This window comes from Sphingobacterium endophyticum, assembly GCF_009733535.1.
GTDB lineage: Bacteria > Bacteroidota > Bacteroidia > Sphingobacteriales > Sphingobacteriaceae > Sphingobacterium > Sphingobacterium endophyticum.
Genome location: NZ_SMMI01000026.1, coordinates 1 through 18,717, shown reverse-complemented (window position 1 = coordinate 18,717; position 18,717 = coordinate 1). Strand labels below are relative to the sequence as shown.

The window sequence follows — 18,717 nt, the reverse complement described above, 5'->3', positions numbered from 1 at the left end:
AAAGATACATTTATAGGCTTAATTTTTTTTATTTGCAGACTTTTTTTCAGTAGGTTTGCATTCACAAAATACGTATGCTACAAGGAGAAGAATATTTAGAAGAACTTTCCAGACCTAAGAAGATCATAATTACAACTCACCATAAGCCTGATGGAGATGCATTGGGTTCATCTTTAGGATTATACCATTGGTTAAAAGGTAAGGATCATGATGTTCAGGTTATATTATCATCGGATTTTCCAACATTTTTAGATTGGATGCCAGGTTTTGAAGATTTAATATATTATCCTTCCGATTCTGAACTAGCACAGGGTCTGTTTGATGAAGCAGATATCATATTTTGTTTAGACTATAGTGCCTTGTCAAGAACTAATATTCTGGAGCCAGTAATTCGTGAAGCGAAAGGTCAGAAATGGATGATTGACCATCATTTAGATCCGGAAGATTTTGCGACGGTTGAATATTGGGACTCCAGTGCAGCGGCTACAGCGCAGTTAATTTATACCTTCATTGCGGATGTATATAAGGATAAAGAGTCTATCAGCCCTGAAATTGCAGCTTGCCTATATGCAGGTATTATGACTGACACTGGATCTTTCCGATTTAGGTCAACAACCTCTGCGGTTCATCATATTATAGCGAATTTAATCGATGCTGGGGCAAAAAATTGGGAAATACACGAGAATATATACAATAGTTCTACCGAAAACCGTTTAAAGTTTTTAGGTTATAGCTTACTAAACTGCCTTGAAGTTATTCCAGAATACAATACCGCCCTATTTTCATTGAGCAAAGAGGACCTGGCTAAATTTAATGTTACTACTGGAGATACAGAAGGTTTGGTAAATTATGCCCTATCCATTAAAGGAATTCGATTGGCAGGACTATTTATTGATAGAACTGAATTAATTAAATTATCTTTGCGATCGATTGGAGAGATACCATGCAATGAGATCTGCAGGAAATATTTCAATGGTGGTGGGCATTTAAATGCTGCGGGAGGCAATTCATCGGAAGACTTAGAGAAAGTAGTCTCAAAATTTAAGTCTATCCTACCCTTGTATAAGAATTATTTAACATAGAATATAATAAGCGTTATAAATAAAAAAATGAAAAAATCAATTTTAGTATTAACAGCATTAGCAGGTCTTATGCTTGCGTCATGCCAAAGTTTCAAAAAAGGTGATGGTGGATTAGAATATAAGTTCTTCGAAGATAAAGGCGGCGATAAAGCTGTAGGTGGAGACGTTCTAGCTATGGATATTGTTGTTAAAACAGACCGTGACTCATTATTAGCAAGTACATATGATTTAGGATTACCACAGATTGCACCGGTTATTCCTGATTCATTAGTTCAAGGTGGTTATCCAGGTGATAATAATACCATTTTAAAAATGTTAGGTGAAGGTGATAGCGCTACTTTTAAATTGGACTTGGATACAATGGCTGCAAGAACTGGCCAACCAAAACCTGATTTTGCAGATAAATACATTCAATTTACGATTAAGGTTAAGAAACTTTTCAAGAAAGGTAATTTAACAGATTCAGTATTATTTGAACAAGTAAACAAATATTATTTAGCTGAAATGGAAGGTTTGAAAAAATCTGAGGAGGCTAAAATTGCGAAATACGTTGAGAAAAACAAATTGCAACCTAAGAAAACTGCAACTGGATTACAATACGTAATTAAAGAAGAAGGTACTGGCGCGAACCCAGTAGTAGGTGATACAGTAGTTATTAACTATACTGGAGGATTGACCAACGATAAGATATTTGACACAAGCTTACAAGCTGTTGCGCAAAAGGAAAAAATCTTCCATCCAATGAAGCAATATGAGCCATTACGTGTTCGTGTTGGACATACTCCTGTAATTCCAGGATGGACTGAAGGTCTTCAATTATTGAAAAAAGGAGGAAAAGCAACGTTGATTATTCCATCATCCTTAGGATATGGTGAGCGTCAACAAAGTAACTTAATTCCACCATACGCTCCATTAGTATTTGATGTGGAAGTAATTGATATTATCCCTGGTCCAAAAGGCGATACACCACAAGTATTACCTCCAACAGGAAGTCCAGTTACGGCACCTACTAATTAATTAGAGGATATTTTACAAAATTTACAAAAAAGCGCAGTTTTCATTATGAGAACTGCGTTTTTTTATTCTATGGGAGCAGATTACCTAACAAAATATTAACTTTGGCTCCATGGTAGAGCAATTTGATCTTAACAACCAGTCCTTAACCGACACACATACGCATATTTATTATCAAGCTGGAAGTGAGAAATTAAAGGAACAAATGGACCGTTGTTTCAAAAATGGAATCACACGTCTTTTTTTACCAAATGTCGATGTATCATCTATTGAAAAAGTATTTGAGACGGTTGCTGCCTATCCGGATCATTGTTTCCCAATGCTTGGTTTACATCCATGCGATGTAAAAGAAGATTATGAGGTTCAATTAGAACAAATTTATGCTAAGATTCAAACCTCAAAAATCTATGCGATAGGAGAAATTGGGATAGATTTATATTGGGATAAATCCACTTTAGAAATCCAGAAAGATGCTTTTCGGAAGCAAATTGAATGGTCAAAAGAATTAGGGTTGCCCATATCGATTCATTGTAGGGAGGCTTTCAATGAGGTATTCGAAGTATTGGAAGAAATGGCAGATGATCGCTTATTTGGTATTTTTCATTGTTTCACGGGAACACTGGAACAAGCCCATCGTGCGATTAAACTTGGTTTTAAATTAGGAATAGGTGGAGTCGTAACATTCAAAAAAGCAGGATTAGATGCCGTTGTTAAGGAAATAAGCCTTGAGCATATCGTGCTGGAAACCGACGCACCTTACCTTGCTCCCGTACCATTTAGGGGTAAGGAAAATGAAAGCAGCTATTTAGTTTATGTTGCTCAAAAAGTAGCGGACCTTCATGAAATTGGAATTGACAAAGTTGCAGAAATCACAACGAATAACTCTAAACAAATATTTAAGATCTAATCCATGTACAATATCTTTATAATTTACACTGGTGGAACCATAGGAATGGTTAAAGATCCAGAAACTGGTACTTTTATTCCATTTGATTTTAAGTTAATAGAAAAGAATCTCCCAGACCTAAGTCGGTTAAACTATAAGTTGACGGTACATTCATTTGAACCTATCATAGATTCATCCAATATGCGACCAAGCATATGGTTAGAAATGGCAAAGATTATCCGAGATAATTATTCCTTATATGATGGCTTTGTTATTCTGCATGGCTCAGATACAATGGCCTATTCAGCATCTATTTTGAGTTTTCTATTAGAGGGATTACAAAAACCCGTTATTTTTTCCGGTTCGCAATTGCCTATAGGAGAAATCCGTACAGATGCTCGAGAAAATCTAATGACCGCATTGGAAATTGCTTCAGCCAAAAGAGATGGCGTTTCCATTATTCAGGAAGTCTGTATCCTATTTGACAACAAATTATTCAGAGGCAACCGTTCATTCAAATATAATTCGGATAAATTTGAGGCCTTTCGCTCTCCAAATTACCCAGTATTAGCAGAAGCTGGAATTCATATCCGATACAATGAAGAAGTGTTAGCAAATAATGCTGGATTGGAATTTATCTGCCACTATCACATTGACAATCGAGTAGGCGTTTTAAAGTTATTCCCTGGAATTAGTGAGGAAACGATTCAATCAGTTTTAAACTCCAATGTGAGAAGTATTGTGATGGAAACCTTTGGAAGTGGGAATACGATGACCGACAGCTGGTTTTTAGATTTATTATCAGAAGCTATAAAATCGGGCAAAAACATTTTAGACATATCCCAATGTAAGGTAGGCTCTGTTGAATTAGGTCGATATGAGACATCACAGGGCTTAAAAGCCATTGGTGTACTCAATGGGTACGATATGACCTTTGAAACTGCTGTAACCAAGCTTATGTATCTTCAAGGTGAATTATCAAACCAGGAAGATGTTGCGCATTGGGTACAGCAAAGTTTACGAGGTGAGTTAACTAAAAATGATTAGTTAAAACCTCTGCAACTACAAAAGTACTACCACCGATAAATATAAGATCGCCATCTTGATATGCTTGCTTAGCAGAAGCGAAGGCATCATCAATTGATTCATAGGCGTTACCCTTTAACTCAAAGGAATGCGCTAAATTTTCAAGATCCTTAGAAGCCATAGCTCGCGGCATTTTTGGAGCCCCAAAATAATAAGTTGCCTGTTTTGGCAATAATGGCAGGATATGTGAAAGGTCTTTATCTTTCATTGCTCCGATGACAAAGTGCAGATGATTAAAATTAAGAGTTGCTAAATTTTGGACCACAGCTTTAATTCCATCTTCATTATGGCCTGTATCACAGATTATCCAAGGCTCAGTAGATAGTGTTTCCCATCTTCCCCTTAATCCCGTACTCTGCTGAACATTTGCCAAACCACTTTTTATTTGATCATCATCGATAGCATAGCCTATCTTCCGCAGTTGACTAACGGCAGTCAGAACACCTAAAATATTCTTTTTTTGATAAGAACCAGCAAGGTCCAAATGCCAAACGTTAATACTTTTAGAAGCCTTATTTTCTACCGCAATATCCAATCCAGTTGATTTCTTTTCTACCTGTCTAACTTCGAAGAACTCATCAGCAAAGAAAATAGGACTATCATCCTGCTTTGCCTTTTCCAAGAATACATGTTCAATTTCGGGCTGTCTCTCAGAAATAACAACTGGTACATGAGGCTTAATAATGCCAGCCTTTTCTCCAGCTATTTGTTCCAAGGTATCCCCTAAAATATTCATGTGGTCCATTCCTATGTTGGTAATGAGGCATAATTCAGGAGTAATTATATTTGTGCTATCCAATCTACCTCCTAATCCCACTTCAATTACGGCAATATCTACATTTTCACGTGCGAAGTAATCGAAAGCCATTGCGACGGTTACTTCGAAGAATGAGGGTTCAATATTTTCGATAAGAGATTTATGTTCATTGACGAAATCAATGACGGTTTGTTGGGATATCATCTGTCCATCAATTCTGATACGCTCTCTAAAATCTACTAAATGAGGAGAGGTATAAAGACCGGTTTTAAGACCAGCTGCCGCTAAAATTGAGGCTAGGGAATGAGATGATGAACCTTTTCCGTTGGTACCGGCAATGTGGATTGATTTAAATTTTTTATGAGGGTTATGGAGTGCTTGGCACAGTTGGAGGGTATTGTCTACATCGGGATTTATGGCATTTGCACCATCACGAGTAAACATAGGTAATCGAGCATATAAATACTCGATTACCTCTGCAAATGTTTTCATATAATTAGAATTATCTTACTCTAAACCTGAAGGTAATAAGACCGGTTTGTGTCTGCGGGGCATTTGGAAGTTCGTTTAAACGTGCCTGTTCAACTGCACGAATACACTTTTCAATAAGTCTATAGTCGGCAATAGTTGTACCTTTTGCCTGTCTTGCACGAACAATATTTCCGCTTTTGTCGACAGTGAATTCAATTTTAACAATACCGGTTTGTTGTCCGTTATCTTCAATTTTTGGGGGCACAGTAAAGCGTCTGTTTTCAAGAGATAACATTGCGTTTCCAAAACCAGATCCCCCTTCGCCGTAATTACTAGCTAAAGGGTCGCCAAGATTTGAACCTTGGTTACCCGGAGTAGATCCAGTACCATCCCCAGTTCCTTGAGCGTTATTCTTTTTCCCTTTATATAAGGCATTTGGATTTACCGCAGGAGTTGCATTCTTTTTTTCAGTTGTTGTCTGTTCAGCATTTGCCTTCACAGGTTTTTCAGCTTTAGCAACGACAGGAGCTTCTTCTACATCTTGCGTAGCGACAGCCTGATCAGTAACTTGCTGAGAGGGTGTAGGTATAGGCGTAGAATTAGGATCTATTTTATCCGGTCTGACATTGTTTGCATTTTCGTCCATTGAAGGTTCGTCGACACTCATATAATCTTCACCCATTCCTACAGGAGAAGTACCATAGTTAACAATGATACCACCCGTACCATATTCTGGAAGATTTTGACCAAAGACAATAAAGAAACCAATAACAGCCAATGCTGCTAAAACCAGTGTTGAAATTCCTAATGCTTTAGGAAGATTATTTTCTTCTTGAAATTGATTGTAGTACATTTTTCCTTAATCTCTTCTATATTGACTTTGTTAAACCTAAAACGTTTAATAAGAATTAATTAATCCTTTTTAGGTTCTGTTGCCAATACCATTTTCACTTTTAGTTTGTTTGCGATATCCATAACTGAGATCACATTTTGGATAGGCACAGTGCTGTCTGCATAAAGCATGACAGTAAGTTCCTCACCAGTTGCCAAATTTGATTGAATGTATGATTCCAAATTTTCTAATGGCATCGCTTGTTTATCCACATGATATACCAAATCCTTTGTGATGGATATCGTCATTGTTTTTTTAGCCACGGACTGTTCACCAGCACTGGACTTAGGTAAAAGTAATTTTACGACCTGTGGATTAGATACTGCAGAAGCCAACAGGAAGAACAACATCAAGAAGAACATGATGTCATTCAGAGCGGCTGTATGTACTTCAGCAGAGGGTTTATTTCTTCTATTACGTAAATTCATGTTAAGTTCTCTTACAGATTAGGGAGTTAGCTTACATGCTAGGCTCATCCAATAAATCGATAAATTCAATTGCATCAGTTTCAATTCTCAAGATCAAGCGCTCTACCATCATATTTAAGATATGATAGCCGATATAAGCCAAGATACCGATTGTTAGTCCTGAAGCTGAAGCAATCATTTTAACGTAAAGACCACCAGATACGGAACCGATATCGATACCACCGGCGATTTCCACATCACGGAAGATTTGGATTACACCGAAAATCGTACCTACGAAACCAAGCATTGGCGCGATACCGGCGATAATACCTAAAATATTAATGTTTTTTTCAAGGCGTGAGACTTCAAGTTTACCTTGATTTTCAATAGCACCTTCAATATCTTTAATTGGGCGACCTACGCGAGTCAATCCTTTTTGCAACATTCTTGACAATGCTGAATTGTTGGAACGACATGCTGCCATAGCTGCGTCAATTTTTCCAGACAATACGCTACTTTTTACAGAAGCTAACAATCCACCTTCGGATCTACTAGCTTTACGAATTGTAATGTAACGTTCAAAAAAGATTACTAATCCTAAAAAGAATAAGATTAGGATAGGAATCATGATCCACCCACCCTTCATCAGAAGTTCAAGTAGGTTAAGGTTTTCTTGTGGAGCTAAGGCTACCGTTTGTTGTTGAACTTGATTTAATGTATCAACGATCGCAGGGTTTTGTACTAATGACATAGTTTAATAACGTATTTTATGCTTTTTGATTGATTTACTTATTTAATTTTTTGATTCCAGGCATCTGCCACATATTGTTTTCTGACAACTCTCAATGCAGAATCTGCTTTTTCTTTTGTTTCATAAGAGTCCCAAATCACCTTCTTTTTGTTATGTGCAAGGTTACTAGGAATTACCCTTACGGATTCTATTCCCGCTTTGTTAAAGGATTCCGCTTGTTCGTAGGCTTGAGCCAATGTAGCATGAGTACCTATAACAATTTGATAAGTGTGATTCTCAGGAATCAAAGGATTATAAACTTTTTTAACAGGGGCTGCCGAAGTATCCGTTACGGAATTAACAGCAGCGTTTGTTGTATCAGCTATATTAGTTTTAGCAGTATCAGGCTCTTCTATTCCAGCATTCAACAAACTATCAGTTTTCTTCGCTTGTTTTTTAATGCTGTTAGTATGATTTACATATAACAAACCCGCTATAACGACGATTGCTAATAATGCAGCCCAAATATACCATTTGGATTTATTATTGACCTGTGGTTCTTCATAAACTTCTTCGACTTGATTCTCTGTAGGAGATTCTTCATGTTCTAGGTTTTCATCATGAGAAGACTCTTCCACAGTTTTATCATCCAGAATCGGAGTAGTTTCCTCAGCGGGAGTTTCTTCAATCAGATTATCCCCAGCACCTTCGATCGGCTGCAGTTGAAAACCACTCAAATCCTCTGCTTTAAAAACCAAAGAATTACCATGCTTAATAAGCTGACCTAAATGATTCAATGTTGCGGAACCATTTTCCTTAATGGACTCTAATAGATTCAACACTGCATCATGTACATCACTTTCTGCGGCTTGTCTAGTAGATTGAGTGGACTGTTGAATGTAGTCGATAAAATCGACTCCATTTACAGATTTACCATCGAATTCTAAATAAGTCACCGGCGGTAAATACACCCCTCTTCGATCATCATAGACAGAAGGTGTGTGAATACGTTTGAATACCCCCAAACCCTTCACATATACTTCGTTTCTATGTTTTAATAACTGATGAATGTATTTTCCTAAATCCATTTATTTTGTTGCTGATGCAAATTTAAAGTTTGTAAGATTAAAACGAGAAATTTAAACCACCTAAAATATTAAATCCTAACTTCGGATAGTATAAATAACGTTGATATTCTGTATTTAACATATTATTTGCTTTTACAAATACACCTAAATACTTAGTTGCTTTATATTCAGCACCTGCACTTAAATCAAAGAAAGAAGGAATTGTTTCTTTTTGGTAAGGATTACCATCTACAACACCATTAAGATAAGAGAACTGCTGCGCATATGTATTACCATGGAATAATGCCTCTGCATCAATAAATAATTTTTCTGAGATGTTAAACCTAGCCGTTGCAGCTAAGCGCATTTTAGGCAAATGCCATGCTTCTTCCTGTTCAACCATTGTATATTGATCGATATTCAAACGGCCACCCAAATTGACAAGGGCAGAAAGTCTCACATTGATTTCACCTTCTAATCCAATATGTTTTACCGCATCGTCACCATTTCCATCATACACTAAATCGAAGTTAAAAGGAGTTTCCATATTATTTACGAACATGGCCAACCCTTCAACTTTTCTGTAGAAACCTTTAACTTTATAGCCAAATGTTGCACCAGCATTCCCTTTAATACCACCATAGATATTCATTCTTTCTACAGTATTTTGGATGTTAAAATTAGAACCTAAATAAGGGTTCATACGAGTAAAGTCGCGGAAAGATCCTTTCTCTACTCCACCGGTAACACCACCAAATATATAGAAGTAACCAGGAGCCAAAGCAAAATCAATTTCTGCTTCCGGGAAAACATTAAATCTAGAGACATCACCGAATTCGGAGACGATGTTTGCACCTAAAGTAATGTTATAATTATCACCTTTGAAACGGATATAAGGATTGATGCTGGCGATTGAATTGTTCAATTTTCCATTGTCAGTATTTACGCCAGTAATACCATTATAGTCTAAAGCTAAATTTGCTCCAGCATTAAATGCACGGTATCGTTTGTTAAGATAACCAGCTAATGCGATTGAGTTTTCTTTAGCTTTGAATTTATCACTATAAGCATAAGCATCAGCTTTTACAGAGTAGGTTAAAGCATCTTCATTTTCAGGATCATAGTTACTTGTAAGTTCACCTGTAAAATAGATATCATTAAAACGTTGAGCCTCACGACTAGGATTGATAATAGTTCCGTCTTGATTTGCTGGAATTCCATAAAAACGAGTTCCATACCCATTATATCCAATCACGCCATCTAACGTAAAGAGAGGAAGGATACGACGTCCAAAAATTCCGATTTCCTGTTTAGAGAATTTTTGGTCTTCAAGATTTCCCTTTTGACTCAAGTGTTTAGCAAATCCACCGAAGCGAATATCTTCATAATCTTCAACGGCAAAGTAAGCTTCACCCAAGATTGTATTAAAATTACCGGCACCGAATTTTACATAATTACTTTTATGGTCGAAGATTTTAGAAAATGGGGTTTCCATAATTCTTAATTCACTCAGACCAGTATTAATGTCTAATTTTTTATCAGGAACATTACCATAATTTAATTTAGGCATGTATTCTCTTTTATTTGACATGTCGGGACTACGACGGATTTTTACTGCATCAGCAAGAATAGGTCTATAATCACGAACGATATCAAATGAATCCAATGTTACAGGACGGTCTGTAGTATCTCTTTTTTGAGCCTGCGCTCCTACTCCCATCCCTAACAATAAGGTTAATATTGCAGATTGTTTAAAAACAGTGTTCAACTTCATCTTTTCCTATTCTTATTTAATTTTTTCTAAAAGTGATTTCGCTTCATTTAAGATACCATCTTCAGTGTTTTCGTAATTGTCGATCACACTTTCTAAGGTTGATTTAGCTTGGAATTTATCGCCTTTGGCCTCATAGGATTGAGCCATTACAATAAATCCTTTTGCTACCCAATAATCATATGAAGAGAAGGAATCAGATATATCAAGTGCAGATTTAATTGCACCATCGTAATTTTTATTTTTGAATTGTTGTTCAGCTACTAAGAATCTAGCTTCTGCCCCGGTTTCAGTTTTAGACTTCAACGCAGCAAGGTTCAGTTCCTTCATACCTTCTCCTCCTTTGGAGGTCGACAAATAAGCTTTAGCAGCGTATAAATGGGCTTTAGCTATATCTTCTTCAGAAGATTTCTCATAATTCTTGATGATATTAGCGTAAGTTAAAGTCTCAGCATAATCACCCATATTGAAGTAACTTACCAATAGGTTGTTGACTGCCCATCCATAGTTTTCTTTATACTCAGAGGTTAATTCAAGTTTTTTCAAAACCTGTACAGCTTCGTTATAAGCTTTATTTCTTAGGTGCAATTTTGAAACAGAAATTAATGTACGCTCAGTATAAGCCGAAGTCCAGTCGTTCATGATAATATTGAAGTCATGCATCGCTTCGGAATCCTTTCCTAGGTTTGCATTACTTTCAGCACGGATAAAACGGGCATGTTTCTCTTGAATTGGTTTCGGGAATTTATCAAAGTAAGCATTCACAGCTTCAACAGCAGCTTGCCAATTTCCACGATCAAATAATGTACGAGCAACCGAAAAGGTATGAGAATCTTGCTCGGCGGTACTTAAGTCGCCAATGTTTGTGCTGGTTGCGTAACGGATATATCCTGAAGCATCCCCCTTATCCAAATAAATATTTTCAATAGATGCCAATGCTTGTTTGGCTTCATCTGTGGTTGGATATTGGTTCACTACACGTTGAAATGTTGCCAAAGCAGCATCATTATCATCCTTGTTATATTGAACTAGGCCAATTGTTGTTAAAGCTCTCGGAACATAAGAACTTCTTGGATATTGTTCGACCATTTTCTGCAAACCATCAATCGCTAAATCATGATTTCCCATTAAGAAATAAGTATAAGGGATCTCAAATGCCACATCATCAGCGTAATTTGACTTCGGATATTTAGACATAACCGAGTTTAATGTCGCAATTTTGCCATTGTTATCACCTTGAAGACCAAGGAGTATACCTTTTTGAAACAATGCGTAATCCTGACTTTGCGCACCAGATGCGATTAAGCGATCATAATAGTTGGCAGCTTTGCTGTAATTTTTAATTGCTAAATAAGAGTCCGCTGCACGAGCCATCGCATCGTTTCTGGTATTCAGATCGATACCATCTTTTCCGCCACCTGCCAAGAAACGCTCGAAATAATTAGCAGCTGTACTATAATTATCAGCCCTAAAAGCTGCATATGCCAATGCATAGTTTGCATAGTTATAGACATCGGTTTTTTTAGCTGCAGGCAACTGTAAGAATTTATTGAAAGAAGCAACCGCTTCTTTATATTTACGCACCTCATACATTGCTTCAGCTTTCCAATAGTTTGCTAAAGCAAAGATTTCCTCATCATAACGATTTGCTTCGGAACGCATAAACATGGATATAGCATTTTCGAAAGCGCGTTCATTATAATATTCCAAACCACGATAATAAGTTACTTTTTGATAGGCCGCATTAGCATCCTTACCCCTATTTGGAAGGTCTTCTAACACATCCACCGCTGCACGATAGTTCTTAGTACTTAAAAGAACCTCAGCTAATAGGGTTTTTGCTTCTTCCTGACGTTTGGATCTTGGATAGGTTTGCATGTATTCATTTATCGCATCAAGAGCGACTTGATGGAATTCCAAGTCATAGGAAAGTTTGGCGTAGTTAAATAAACCTTCTTCTTTCAATTGCGGATCAAAATCAAGTTTTGACGCTCTGAAGAAAGCATTTCTAGCACTTTGCTTATTTCCGGTTTTCAAGAATGCATCCCCTAAAGTGATCATTGCACTTTGGAAATAAGCATCAGGTTCCTCTAGTTTTTCAAGTTCGGTAATTGCTTTTTGGTACTCTCCTAATTTATAGTTGATATATCCAATCTGGTAGCTATCTTGGTTGTTTTGTGTTTTTCCCTCGTCCTGAGCTTGAAACTTATCATAGTATTCTTTTGATTTTTCAAGATCACCTTTAATGAAATAGGTCGCAGCAACAATACGGAACATGTCAGTTTCATTTTCCTGTTTAGTTGATTGCAGCTTAGGAAGTGCATATGCCAAGACCTCATCGTAACGCTTATCTAAGAAATATAGGGCCGTAATATAATAAGGGTAACTATTTTCATAAGTTTTAGAACCTTCTAATCGTTCAAACTCATTTAACGCAGTTTTATACTCTTGATTTAAATAGCTTAAATAGGCAGAATAATAGATGGAAGCCTCTTGATATTGTCCTCTGACATCTTTAAGTTCATTAAAAACAGGTCTAGCAGCTTCGTAATCACCTGTCATAAATTTTGCATAGGCCAATTTAAAACGGTACTCTGTATTTTCAGCCCCTGCTAAATTTTTACTATCGATTTTTTCGAACCATTCAATTGCTTTAGCGTAATCCTTTTGCGCATAATAAGATTTTCCGATTTGGAAGTAAGCTGCTTTTGAGTTAGCACTTGCCGGATAATCTTTTATGTATTTTAAAAATCTGTTTTCAGCATCCGTTTCCCCTAACTCCAATGCACATACCGCTTGATAGTACCTTACATTTTCTTTTAATAAGCTTAATTCCTTGGTTTCATCTAACTGAAGAGATGATTTTGTTCTGATTTCTTCAAATTTATCGAATTGTTTTGCAGCAGAACTGAATTTACCTCTTTCATAAAGCTCTAACCCGTCTTTGTAAGCTTTATTCACTTCTTGCCAAGCAGAATGTTGCGCCAATACCGGTGTACTCAATAAGCTCATGGCCACACCTAACTGGTAAATTTTTTTATACATATGATTGAATACTCCTTTAAATGAATGCTTCTGTATTAATACAATTATGAGGTAAAACGTTGATCAAATGATACAACTCCTTCAACCTACGAAATTAATGGATAACTTGAATGTTTTCCGCAAAAGTTGTTAACAACTGTGGATAACCCAGGGTATTTAACGATATTTAACAATTGGTTGGCTGATAGGGAATTTATCTAGTAGAAGAGCAAGGAATAAAATATTGAGAAATAAAAAAAGAGAGTTAAAAAACTCTCTTTAAAATTCAATAAGAATTAAATTCTTTAATATCTATCCTCTTTTACCAGCAAGCAAGTATAACACAGCCATTCTAACTGCGACACCATTTTCCACTTGATCAAGAATAATTGAATGATCACTATCCGCTACATCAGAAGTAATCTCCACTCCTCTATTAATAGGTCCTGGATGCATGATTACAATTTCTTTATCCAGAGAATCCAAGATCTGTTTATTCAATCCATACAGCATAGAATATTCCCGCAACGATGGAAAGTAAGCAATATCCTGACGTTCTAGTTGAATTCTTAGCATATTGGCGACATCACACCAATTAAGTGCTTTCATCAAATCATGCTCAACCTTCACCCCCAAAGAAGTAATATATTTTGGGATCAAAGTAGTTGGACCACAGACCATCACTTCAGCCCCTTGTTTTTGGAGACAAAGGATATTTGAAAGAGCGACACGCGAGTGCAAGATATCCCCAATAATAGCGACTTTTTTTCCAGCAACATCACCCAGTCTTTCGCGAATTGAAAATGAATCAAGTAACGCTTGAGTAGGATGCTCATGGGCACCATCCCCAGCATTTACAATTTGGGCATCAACATGTCTACTTAAGAAAACACCAGCTCCTGCATATGGATGTCTCATGACAATCATATCCACTTTCATGGCTAGGATGTTGTTAACCGTATCAATTAAAGTTTCACCTTTACTAACAGAAGAAGAAGAAGCGGCAAAATTTACGATATCAGCAGAAAGTCTTTTTTCGGCAAGTTCAAAAGAGAGACGAGTTCGGGTAGAGTTTTCGAAGAATACGTTTGCGATGGTAATATCCCTTAAAGAAGGCACCTTTTTAATCGGTCGATTCAATACCTCTTTAAAATTGGCAGCGGTATCCAGAATCAATTGAATATCATTGCTATTTAAATCCTTTATACCTAATAAATGGCGGGTACTAAGTTGTTCAGATGTTGACATTTGTTAAACAATAAAATCTTTTCTATTTTTTTTCGGTGATCAACACGATACTATCGTTATCATCGACTTCTTTCCAGCTCACAATTACTTTTTGGGAATCAATGGAATCTACTTGAATTCCGATATAATCCGGTTGAATAGGAATCTGCCTTGAGAATCTTCGGTCCACAAGAACCATTAATTCAATTCTGTTGGCTCTACCAAAAGCTTGTATGGCATCCATTGCAGATCGGATTGTTCTACCAGTCCAGAGCACATCATCCACTAAAATGACGTCTTTACCTTCAATAATAAAATCAATGACGGTACTGTTCGCCGCTAAAGGGCTAGCACCTTTCATTCGAAAATCATCTCTATAGAAGGTGATGTCTAAAATTCCCATTGGGACATTGACCCCGGTCATTTCTTTGATTTCCTGTACTAATCTGTTGGCTAAATAGGTTCCTCTCGGTTGAATTCCAATGATTACGGCGTTGGAGAAATCTCCATGGTTTTCAATTAATTGCTGAGACAATCGCTTGAGCGTAATCTGAAACTTCGGTCCATCTAATAATATCGATTGTTTCATCTATGGATTTATTTAGGCAAAAATAAGGCATTTTTTCCGAAAATCGTAATTTAAGACGGTTCAAATTGGGAAATAAAAACTACTGTTTAAGGAAATAATGGTGCTGAACAAAAAAAGCCTATGCAAAAATTTGCATAGGCTTTCTTATCAAGGACAAGAAATCTTATTGATTACTTGCTTCAAATAATGGTCTATAAGTTTCAAAGATTTGATTTACCTCTTTCAACAAATCCTGTTGTTTAGCATCCGTCAAAACTCTTTGATAATTTTGAATAGAAGCTAAGCCAAATCTCATATTTCTGAATTCTAAGTTTGGTTTCGTCTCGGCAATGTTCATATAATATGCCATATTCTCTCGAAGAAACTGTAGATTTCTTTTCACAATCTCATTAGCTTTTTGGGTTTCACCGGTTTTATACATTGCATCCACAAGGCTTGTATAAGAGAAAACTTCAGACATCAAATAAGCACGCTTTGGTAAATTCTCGTAGGCATTCACGACCAATTTTTTAGCTTCATTCGTTTTACCCATGGCTAAAAGGTTCTGAGCAGTTTCGCCAAATATTGAACCTGCATACATACTAATATAACGGTATGAATCTGGGTCTAAATACTTAGCATTAGCAATATTTCCCCATTTATATTTATTGATTACATTGTTGTAAGTTCCTTCTACATCGGTAATAGGACTTGCCATATCACCTTCTGCAGCAATTGCTACAGGCATTAATCGCATAGCAAAACCTTCAGAAACAAGATATTTATCCAACCCAATAAAGTTTTCTTCTGGCGTTGTCGTTGTAAAATAAATTGGACGTTTCCAATTATTATTAGCAAGAAGAGCCAAAATAGATAGGTCTGCCCGGCTAACAATCCCGCTGCTATAGTTCCACTGCATAGTATCCACGATTGCGTCTTCCCATTCTTTAGGAACTACCTTATTAGCAATGACAGCTTGCTTATCAACTTTCAACTGCATTTTCTTAGTTGGAAGAATGTTTGCCCAATCACCGCTTTGTAATTGCACCTTATATTGCTGATCATCAGAAAGCATAATTTGCAATAAATCTTCAACATCAACATATCCAGGGATATTCATTTCACTGAAATAAATCACATCACGAACACCATCTTTAATTTTTTCAGGATCTATATTTAATGGAAGAGCGTCAGCATCATTTACCTTATGCATCATTTGCTTCATATACCAATCAGCACTTAATAAACTTAAGTTTACTACGCGCACATCGGTACGGAAACCTTCCACTTCTTGCACATACCATAAAGGGTAGGTATCATTATCGCCATAACTAAACAGGATTGCATTAGGCGCACAAGATTCTAAATAATTCTTTGCCATATCACGGGCTAAGAATTTCTCAGAACGGTCATGGTCGTTGAAGTTTTGGCTTGCCATAAGTATAGGACCGCATAATAATGCTACTGCTGTTGCTCCTATCGCAGCATTTTTCGCGTTTATCTTTTTAGACAGTAAGTCTGCAATCCAAATTACACCCATTCCTACCCAAATACAGAAAGCATAGAAGGATCCAGCATAGGCATAATCACGCTCTCTCGGCTGTAAAGGAGTTTGGTTTAGATAAAGTACAATGGCTAAACCTGTAAAGAAGAATAACAGTGCAACCACAGAAGCATCACGTTGCTTCATTTTAAACTGCCACACAGCACCAAGAATCCCAAGAATTAAAGGCAGGAAGAAATAAGTGTTTCGGCCAGGGTTTTCTTTTTCTGATGTAGGTAGAGCGTATTGTCCACCGATAAGCGCATTATCAATTGGCTTAATACCGGAAATCCAGTTACCTTCGGTAAAAGAGCCTTGGCCTTGTTGGTCATTTTGACGACCAACAAAATTCCACATAAAATACCTACTGTACATCTGACCAATTTGATATCCAAAAAAGAATTTCAAGTTATCGGCCATAGTAGGCTGTTCATCCGGGCCTAGCTTAAGAAATTCTCTATAATAAGATTCGTGTTTATCAGAATAAATACGAGGGAACAAAGTGCTATGGCTCCAAGTATAATCGAATTTCTTTTTTGCCACAACATATTTATCTCCATCCTTGCGGTAGATGTTTCCTGTTTCAAAAACATCAGTAGGTTTAGCGTCAAAATATCTACCTTTTAACAAGGGTTCATCACCATATTGTTCACGATTCAAATAACTTAAGAACGTAAAGACATTATCAGGATCCGAGTTATTTAGGGTAGGATTGGCTTTAGCTCTGACAAGAATCATGGTGAAAGAACTATATCCAAAGATGACAAAAGCTAAGCTTAACAAAGAAATATTTAAGATTGGTTTTACATTTTTCCATGAATACCAAATTCCGAAGATTAATAGTCCGGCAACAAGCAACGCGAAGAAAGTTGCACCAGAACCAAAACCAAGTCCAAGAGTATTAACGAAGAATAGGTCAGAGAAAGCTGCAAATTTTATTAAGAATTGGATTACTCCCCAAAGGACAACAGCAAGCACAATTACTCCAATAATTAGGGCTTTAGCCACACCTTTTCCAGTAACGGTATTTGTTCTTCTAAAATAGATCACTAATGCGATAGCTGGGATAACTAATAAGTTTAATAGATGGACTCCAATAGAAAGTCCCATAACGTAAGCTATCAGAATTAACCATCTGTCAGCACCAGGCTCATCGGCTTTAGCTTCCCATTTGAGAATTGCCCAGAATACGACTGCAGTACATAAGGAAGACATGGCGTAAACTTCAGATTCAACAGCAGAGAACCAAAAGGTATCTGAGAAAGTATAAGCCAATGCACCTACCACTCCAGCACCCATAATTTTGATGATATTGCTATCGGAAATCGTATTTTCTTTGGAAAAATTTACATAGGCTTTTTTTGCCAAAGCGGTTATTGTCCAAAAGAGGAAGGTAATAGTAAAAGCGCTACAAACAGCTGCACCAATATTCATCCAATAAGCAATACGAGTATTATCACCCATTGCGAAGTTGGAAAATAAGTTTTGGATCATTAAAAACAATGGAGCCCCGGGTTGATGTACGATTTGTAACTTATATGCCGAAGCAATAAATTCACCTGTATCCCACCAACTCGTAGTTTTTTCAAGGGTCAATACATAGGTTATTAAAGCTATAAATCCTACTGCCCAACCTAACAGGTTATTGATCTTTTTATAATTCATACTAAAAAATAGAAGGTTTTTCTAAAAAATATGCTTCGAAAATAAGGATTACAAATTATAAATAAACAAATAGTTTCTAATTTGTGGGTTCAAACATGGAGAAACAAGTCTTAGTACCCCAACGATAAAGAATTAATGAAAAAATATTGTTCTGAAAATCAGTATATTTAATAATTAAGGTTGTTTTTTATTTGCAGATTAGAAAACTCGGCGTATATTTGCATCGTCAAAAGGGAACAACCTTGCGATAAAACAAAAATAGTTTGCCCAATAGTATAATGGTAGTACGACGGTTTTTGGTGCCGTTTGTCTTGGTTCGAATCCAGGTTGGGCAACTAAAAAAAAGCCTTGATACAATGTATCGAGGCTTTTTTTATGTATTCAATTTTTGAAAAATCGCCAGAAATCATGGATCATGTACAAAAGTTGTGGAGGGGATAAAAAATAATTAGATATTTGTGCTTTGAACTTATATAGAGATGCACGATTCATTTAAAGCTTTAATGCCGCTTATCATTCCTGAAGGA

At 36.6% G+C, this 18,717-nt stretch carries 14 protein-coding genes and 1 tRNA gene; 5 read left to right on the top strand and 10 right to left on the bottom strand.

Annotated elements, in window-relative coordinates; translation table 11 throughout:
- Positions 1 to 74 precede the first annotated feature (74 nt).
- From E0Y80_RS19605 to E0Y80_RS19590, 4 genes are all read left to right on the top strand, one after another.
- A complete protein-coding gene (locus E0Y80_RS19605) occupies positions 75 to 1,082 on the top strand; it encodes a DHH family phosphoesterase (RefSeq protein ID WP_156309353.1) in 1,008 nt (335 codons plus the stop codon).
- A 27-nt stretch (positions 1,083 to 1,109) separates the two neighbouring features.
- Positions 1,110 to 2,099: an FKBP-type peptidyl-prolyl cis-trans isomerase gene (locus tag E0Y80_RS19600; RefSeq protein WP_156309352.1), complete on the top strand. Its 990-nt coding sequence runs from the start codon at positions 1,110 to 1,112 to the stop codon at positions 2,097 to 2,099.
- 109 nt (positions 2,100 to 2,208) lie between these two features.
- A complete protein-coding gene (locus tag E0Y80_RS19595) occupies positions 2,209 to 3,003 on the top strand; it encodes a TatD family hydrolase (RefSeq protein WP_156309351.1) in 795 nt (264 codons plus the stop codon).
- A 3-nt stretch (positions 3,004 to 3,006) separates the two neighbouring features.
- Entirely contained in the window at positions 3,007 to 4,029 is a 1,023-nt protein-coding gene (locus E0Y80_RS19590; RefSeq protein ID WP_156309350.1) for an asparaginase, read from the top strand.
- On the opposite strand, the gene E0Y80_RS19585 is transcribed toward E0Y80_RS19590, so the two are convergent.
- The 10 genes from E0Y80_RS19585 to E0Y80_RS19540 form a co-directional block, all read right to left on the bottom strand.
- Positions 4,016 to 5,317, bottom strand: a complete 1,302-nt coding sequence (locus tag E0Y80_RS19585) for a bifunctional folylpolyglutamate synthase/dihydrofolate synthase (RefSeq protein WP_156309349.1) — start codon at positions 5,315 to 5,317, stop codon at positions 4,016 to 4,018. The two genes, E0Y80_RS19590 and E0Y80_RS19585, sit on opposite strands and share 14 nt — an antisense overlap.
- 10 nt (positions 5,318 to 5,327) lie before the next feature.
- On the bottom strand, positions 5,328 to 6,149 hold the full coding sequence (locus E0Y80_RS19580; protein WP_156309348.1) for an energy transducer TonB: 822 nt from the start codon (positions 6,147 to 6,149) through the stop codon (positions 5,328 to 5,330).
- Positions 6,150 to 6,208: 59 nt separating this feature from the next.
- Complete coding sequence (locus E0Y80_RS19575; protein WP_156309347.1) at positions 6,209 to 6,616, bottom strand: ExbD/TolR family protein; 408 nt, start codon at positions 6,614 to 6,616, stop codon at positions 6,209 to 6,211.
- Between the two features lie 31 nt (positions 6,617 to 6,647).
- On the bottom strand, positions 6,648 to 7,346 hold the full coding sequence (locus E0Y80_RS19570; RefSeq protein WP_156309346.1) for a MotA/TolQ/ExbB proton channel family protein: 699 nt from the start codon (positions 7,344 to 7,346) through the stop codon (positions 6,648 to 6,650).
- Between the two features lie 38 nt (positions 7,347 to 7,384).
- Positions 7,385 to 8,413, bottom strand: a complete 1,029-nt coding sequence (locus tag E0Y80_RS19565) for a hypothetical protein (protein WP_156309345.1) — start codon at positions 8,411 to 8,413, stop codon at positions 7,385 to 7,387.
- A gap of 37 nt (positions 8,414 to 8,450) precedes the next feature.
- Entirely contained in the window at positions 8,451 to 10,166 is a 1,716-nt protein-coding gene (locus E0Y80_RS19560) for a TonB-dependent receptor (RefSeq protein WP_156309344.1), read from the bottom strand.
- 12 nt (positions 10,167 to 10,178) lie between these two features.
- Positions 10,179 to 13,208 (bottom strand): tetratricopeptide repeat protein, encoded by a 3,030-nt coding sequence (locus E0Y80_RS19555; RefSeq protein ID WP_156309343.1) that lies wholly within the window; start codon positions 13,206 to 13,208, stop codon positions 10,179 to 10,181.
- A 291-nt stretch (positions 13,209 to 13,499) separates the two neighbouring features.
- Positions 13,500 to 14,435, bottom strand: a complete 936-nt coding sequence (locus E0Y80_RS19550; RefSeq protein WP_156309342.1) for an aspartate carbamoyltransferase catalytic subunit — start codon at positions 14,433 to 14,435, stop codon at positions 13,500 to 13,502.
- A 22-nt stretch (positions 14,436 to 14,457) separates the two neighbouring features.
- Complete coding sequence (gene pyrR / locus E0Y80_RS19545; protein ID WP_156309341.1) at positions 14,458 to 15,003, bottom strand: bifunctional pyr operon transcriptional regulator/uracil phosphoribosyltransferase PyrR; 546 nt, start codon at positions 15,001 to 15,003, stop codon at positions 14,458 to 14,460.
- A 163-nt stretch (positions 15,004 to 15,166) separates the two neighbouring features.
- Positions 15,167 to 18,190: a glycosyltransferase family 117 protein gene (locus E0Y80_RS19540; RefSeq protein WP_156309340.1), complete on the bottom strand. Its 3,024-nt coding sequence runs from the start codon at positions 18,188 to 18,190 to the stop codon at positions 15,167 to 15,169.
- Positions 18,191 to 18,454: 264 nt separating this feature from the next.
- Between E0Y80_RS19540 and E0Y80_RS19535 the strand changes: the two genes are divergently transcribed.
- Positions 18,455 to 18,525 (top strand) — tRNA-Gln (locus tag E0Y80_RS19535).
- Positions 18,526 to 18,717 lie beyond the last annotated feature (192 nt).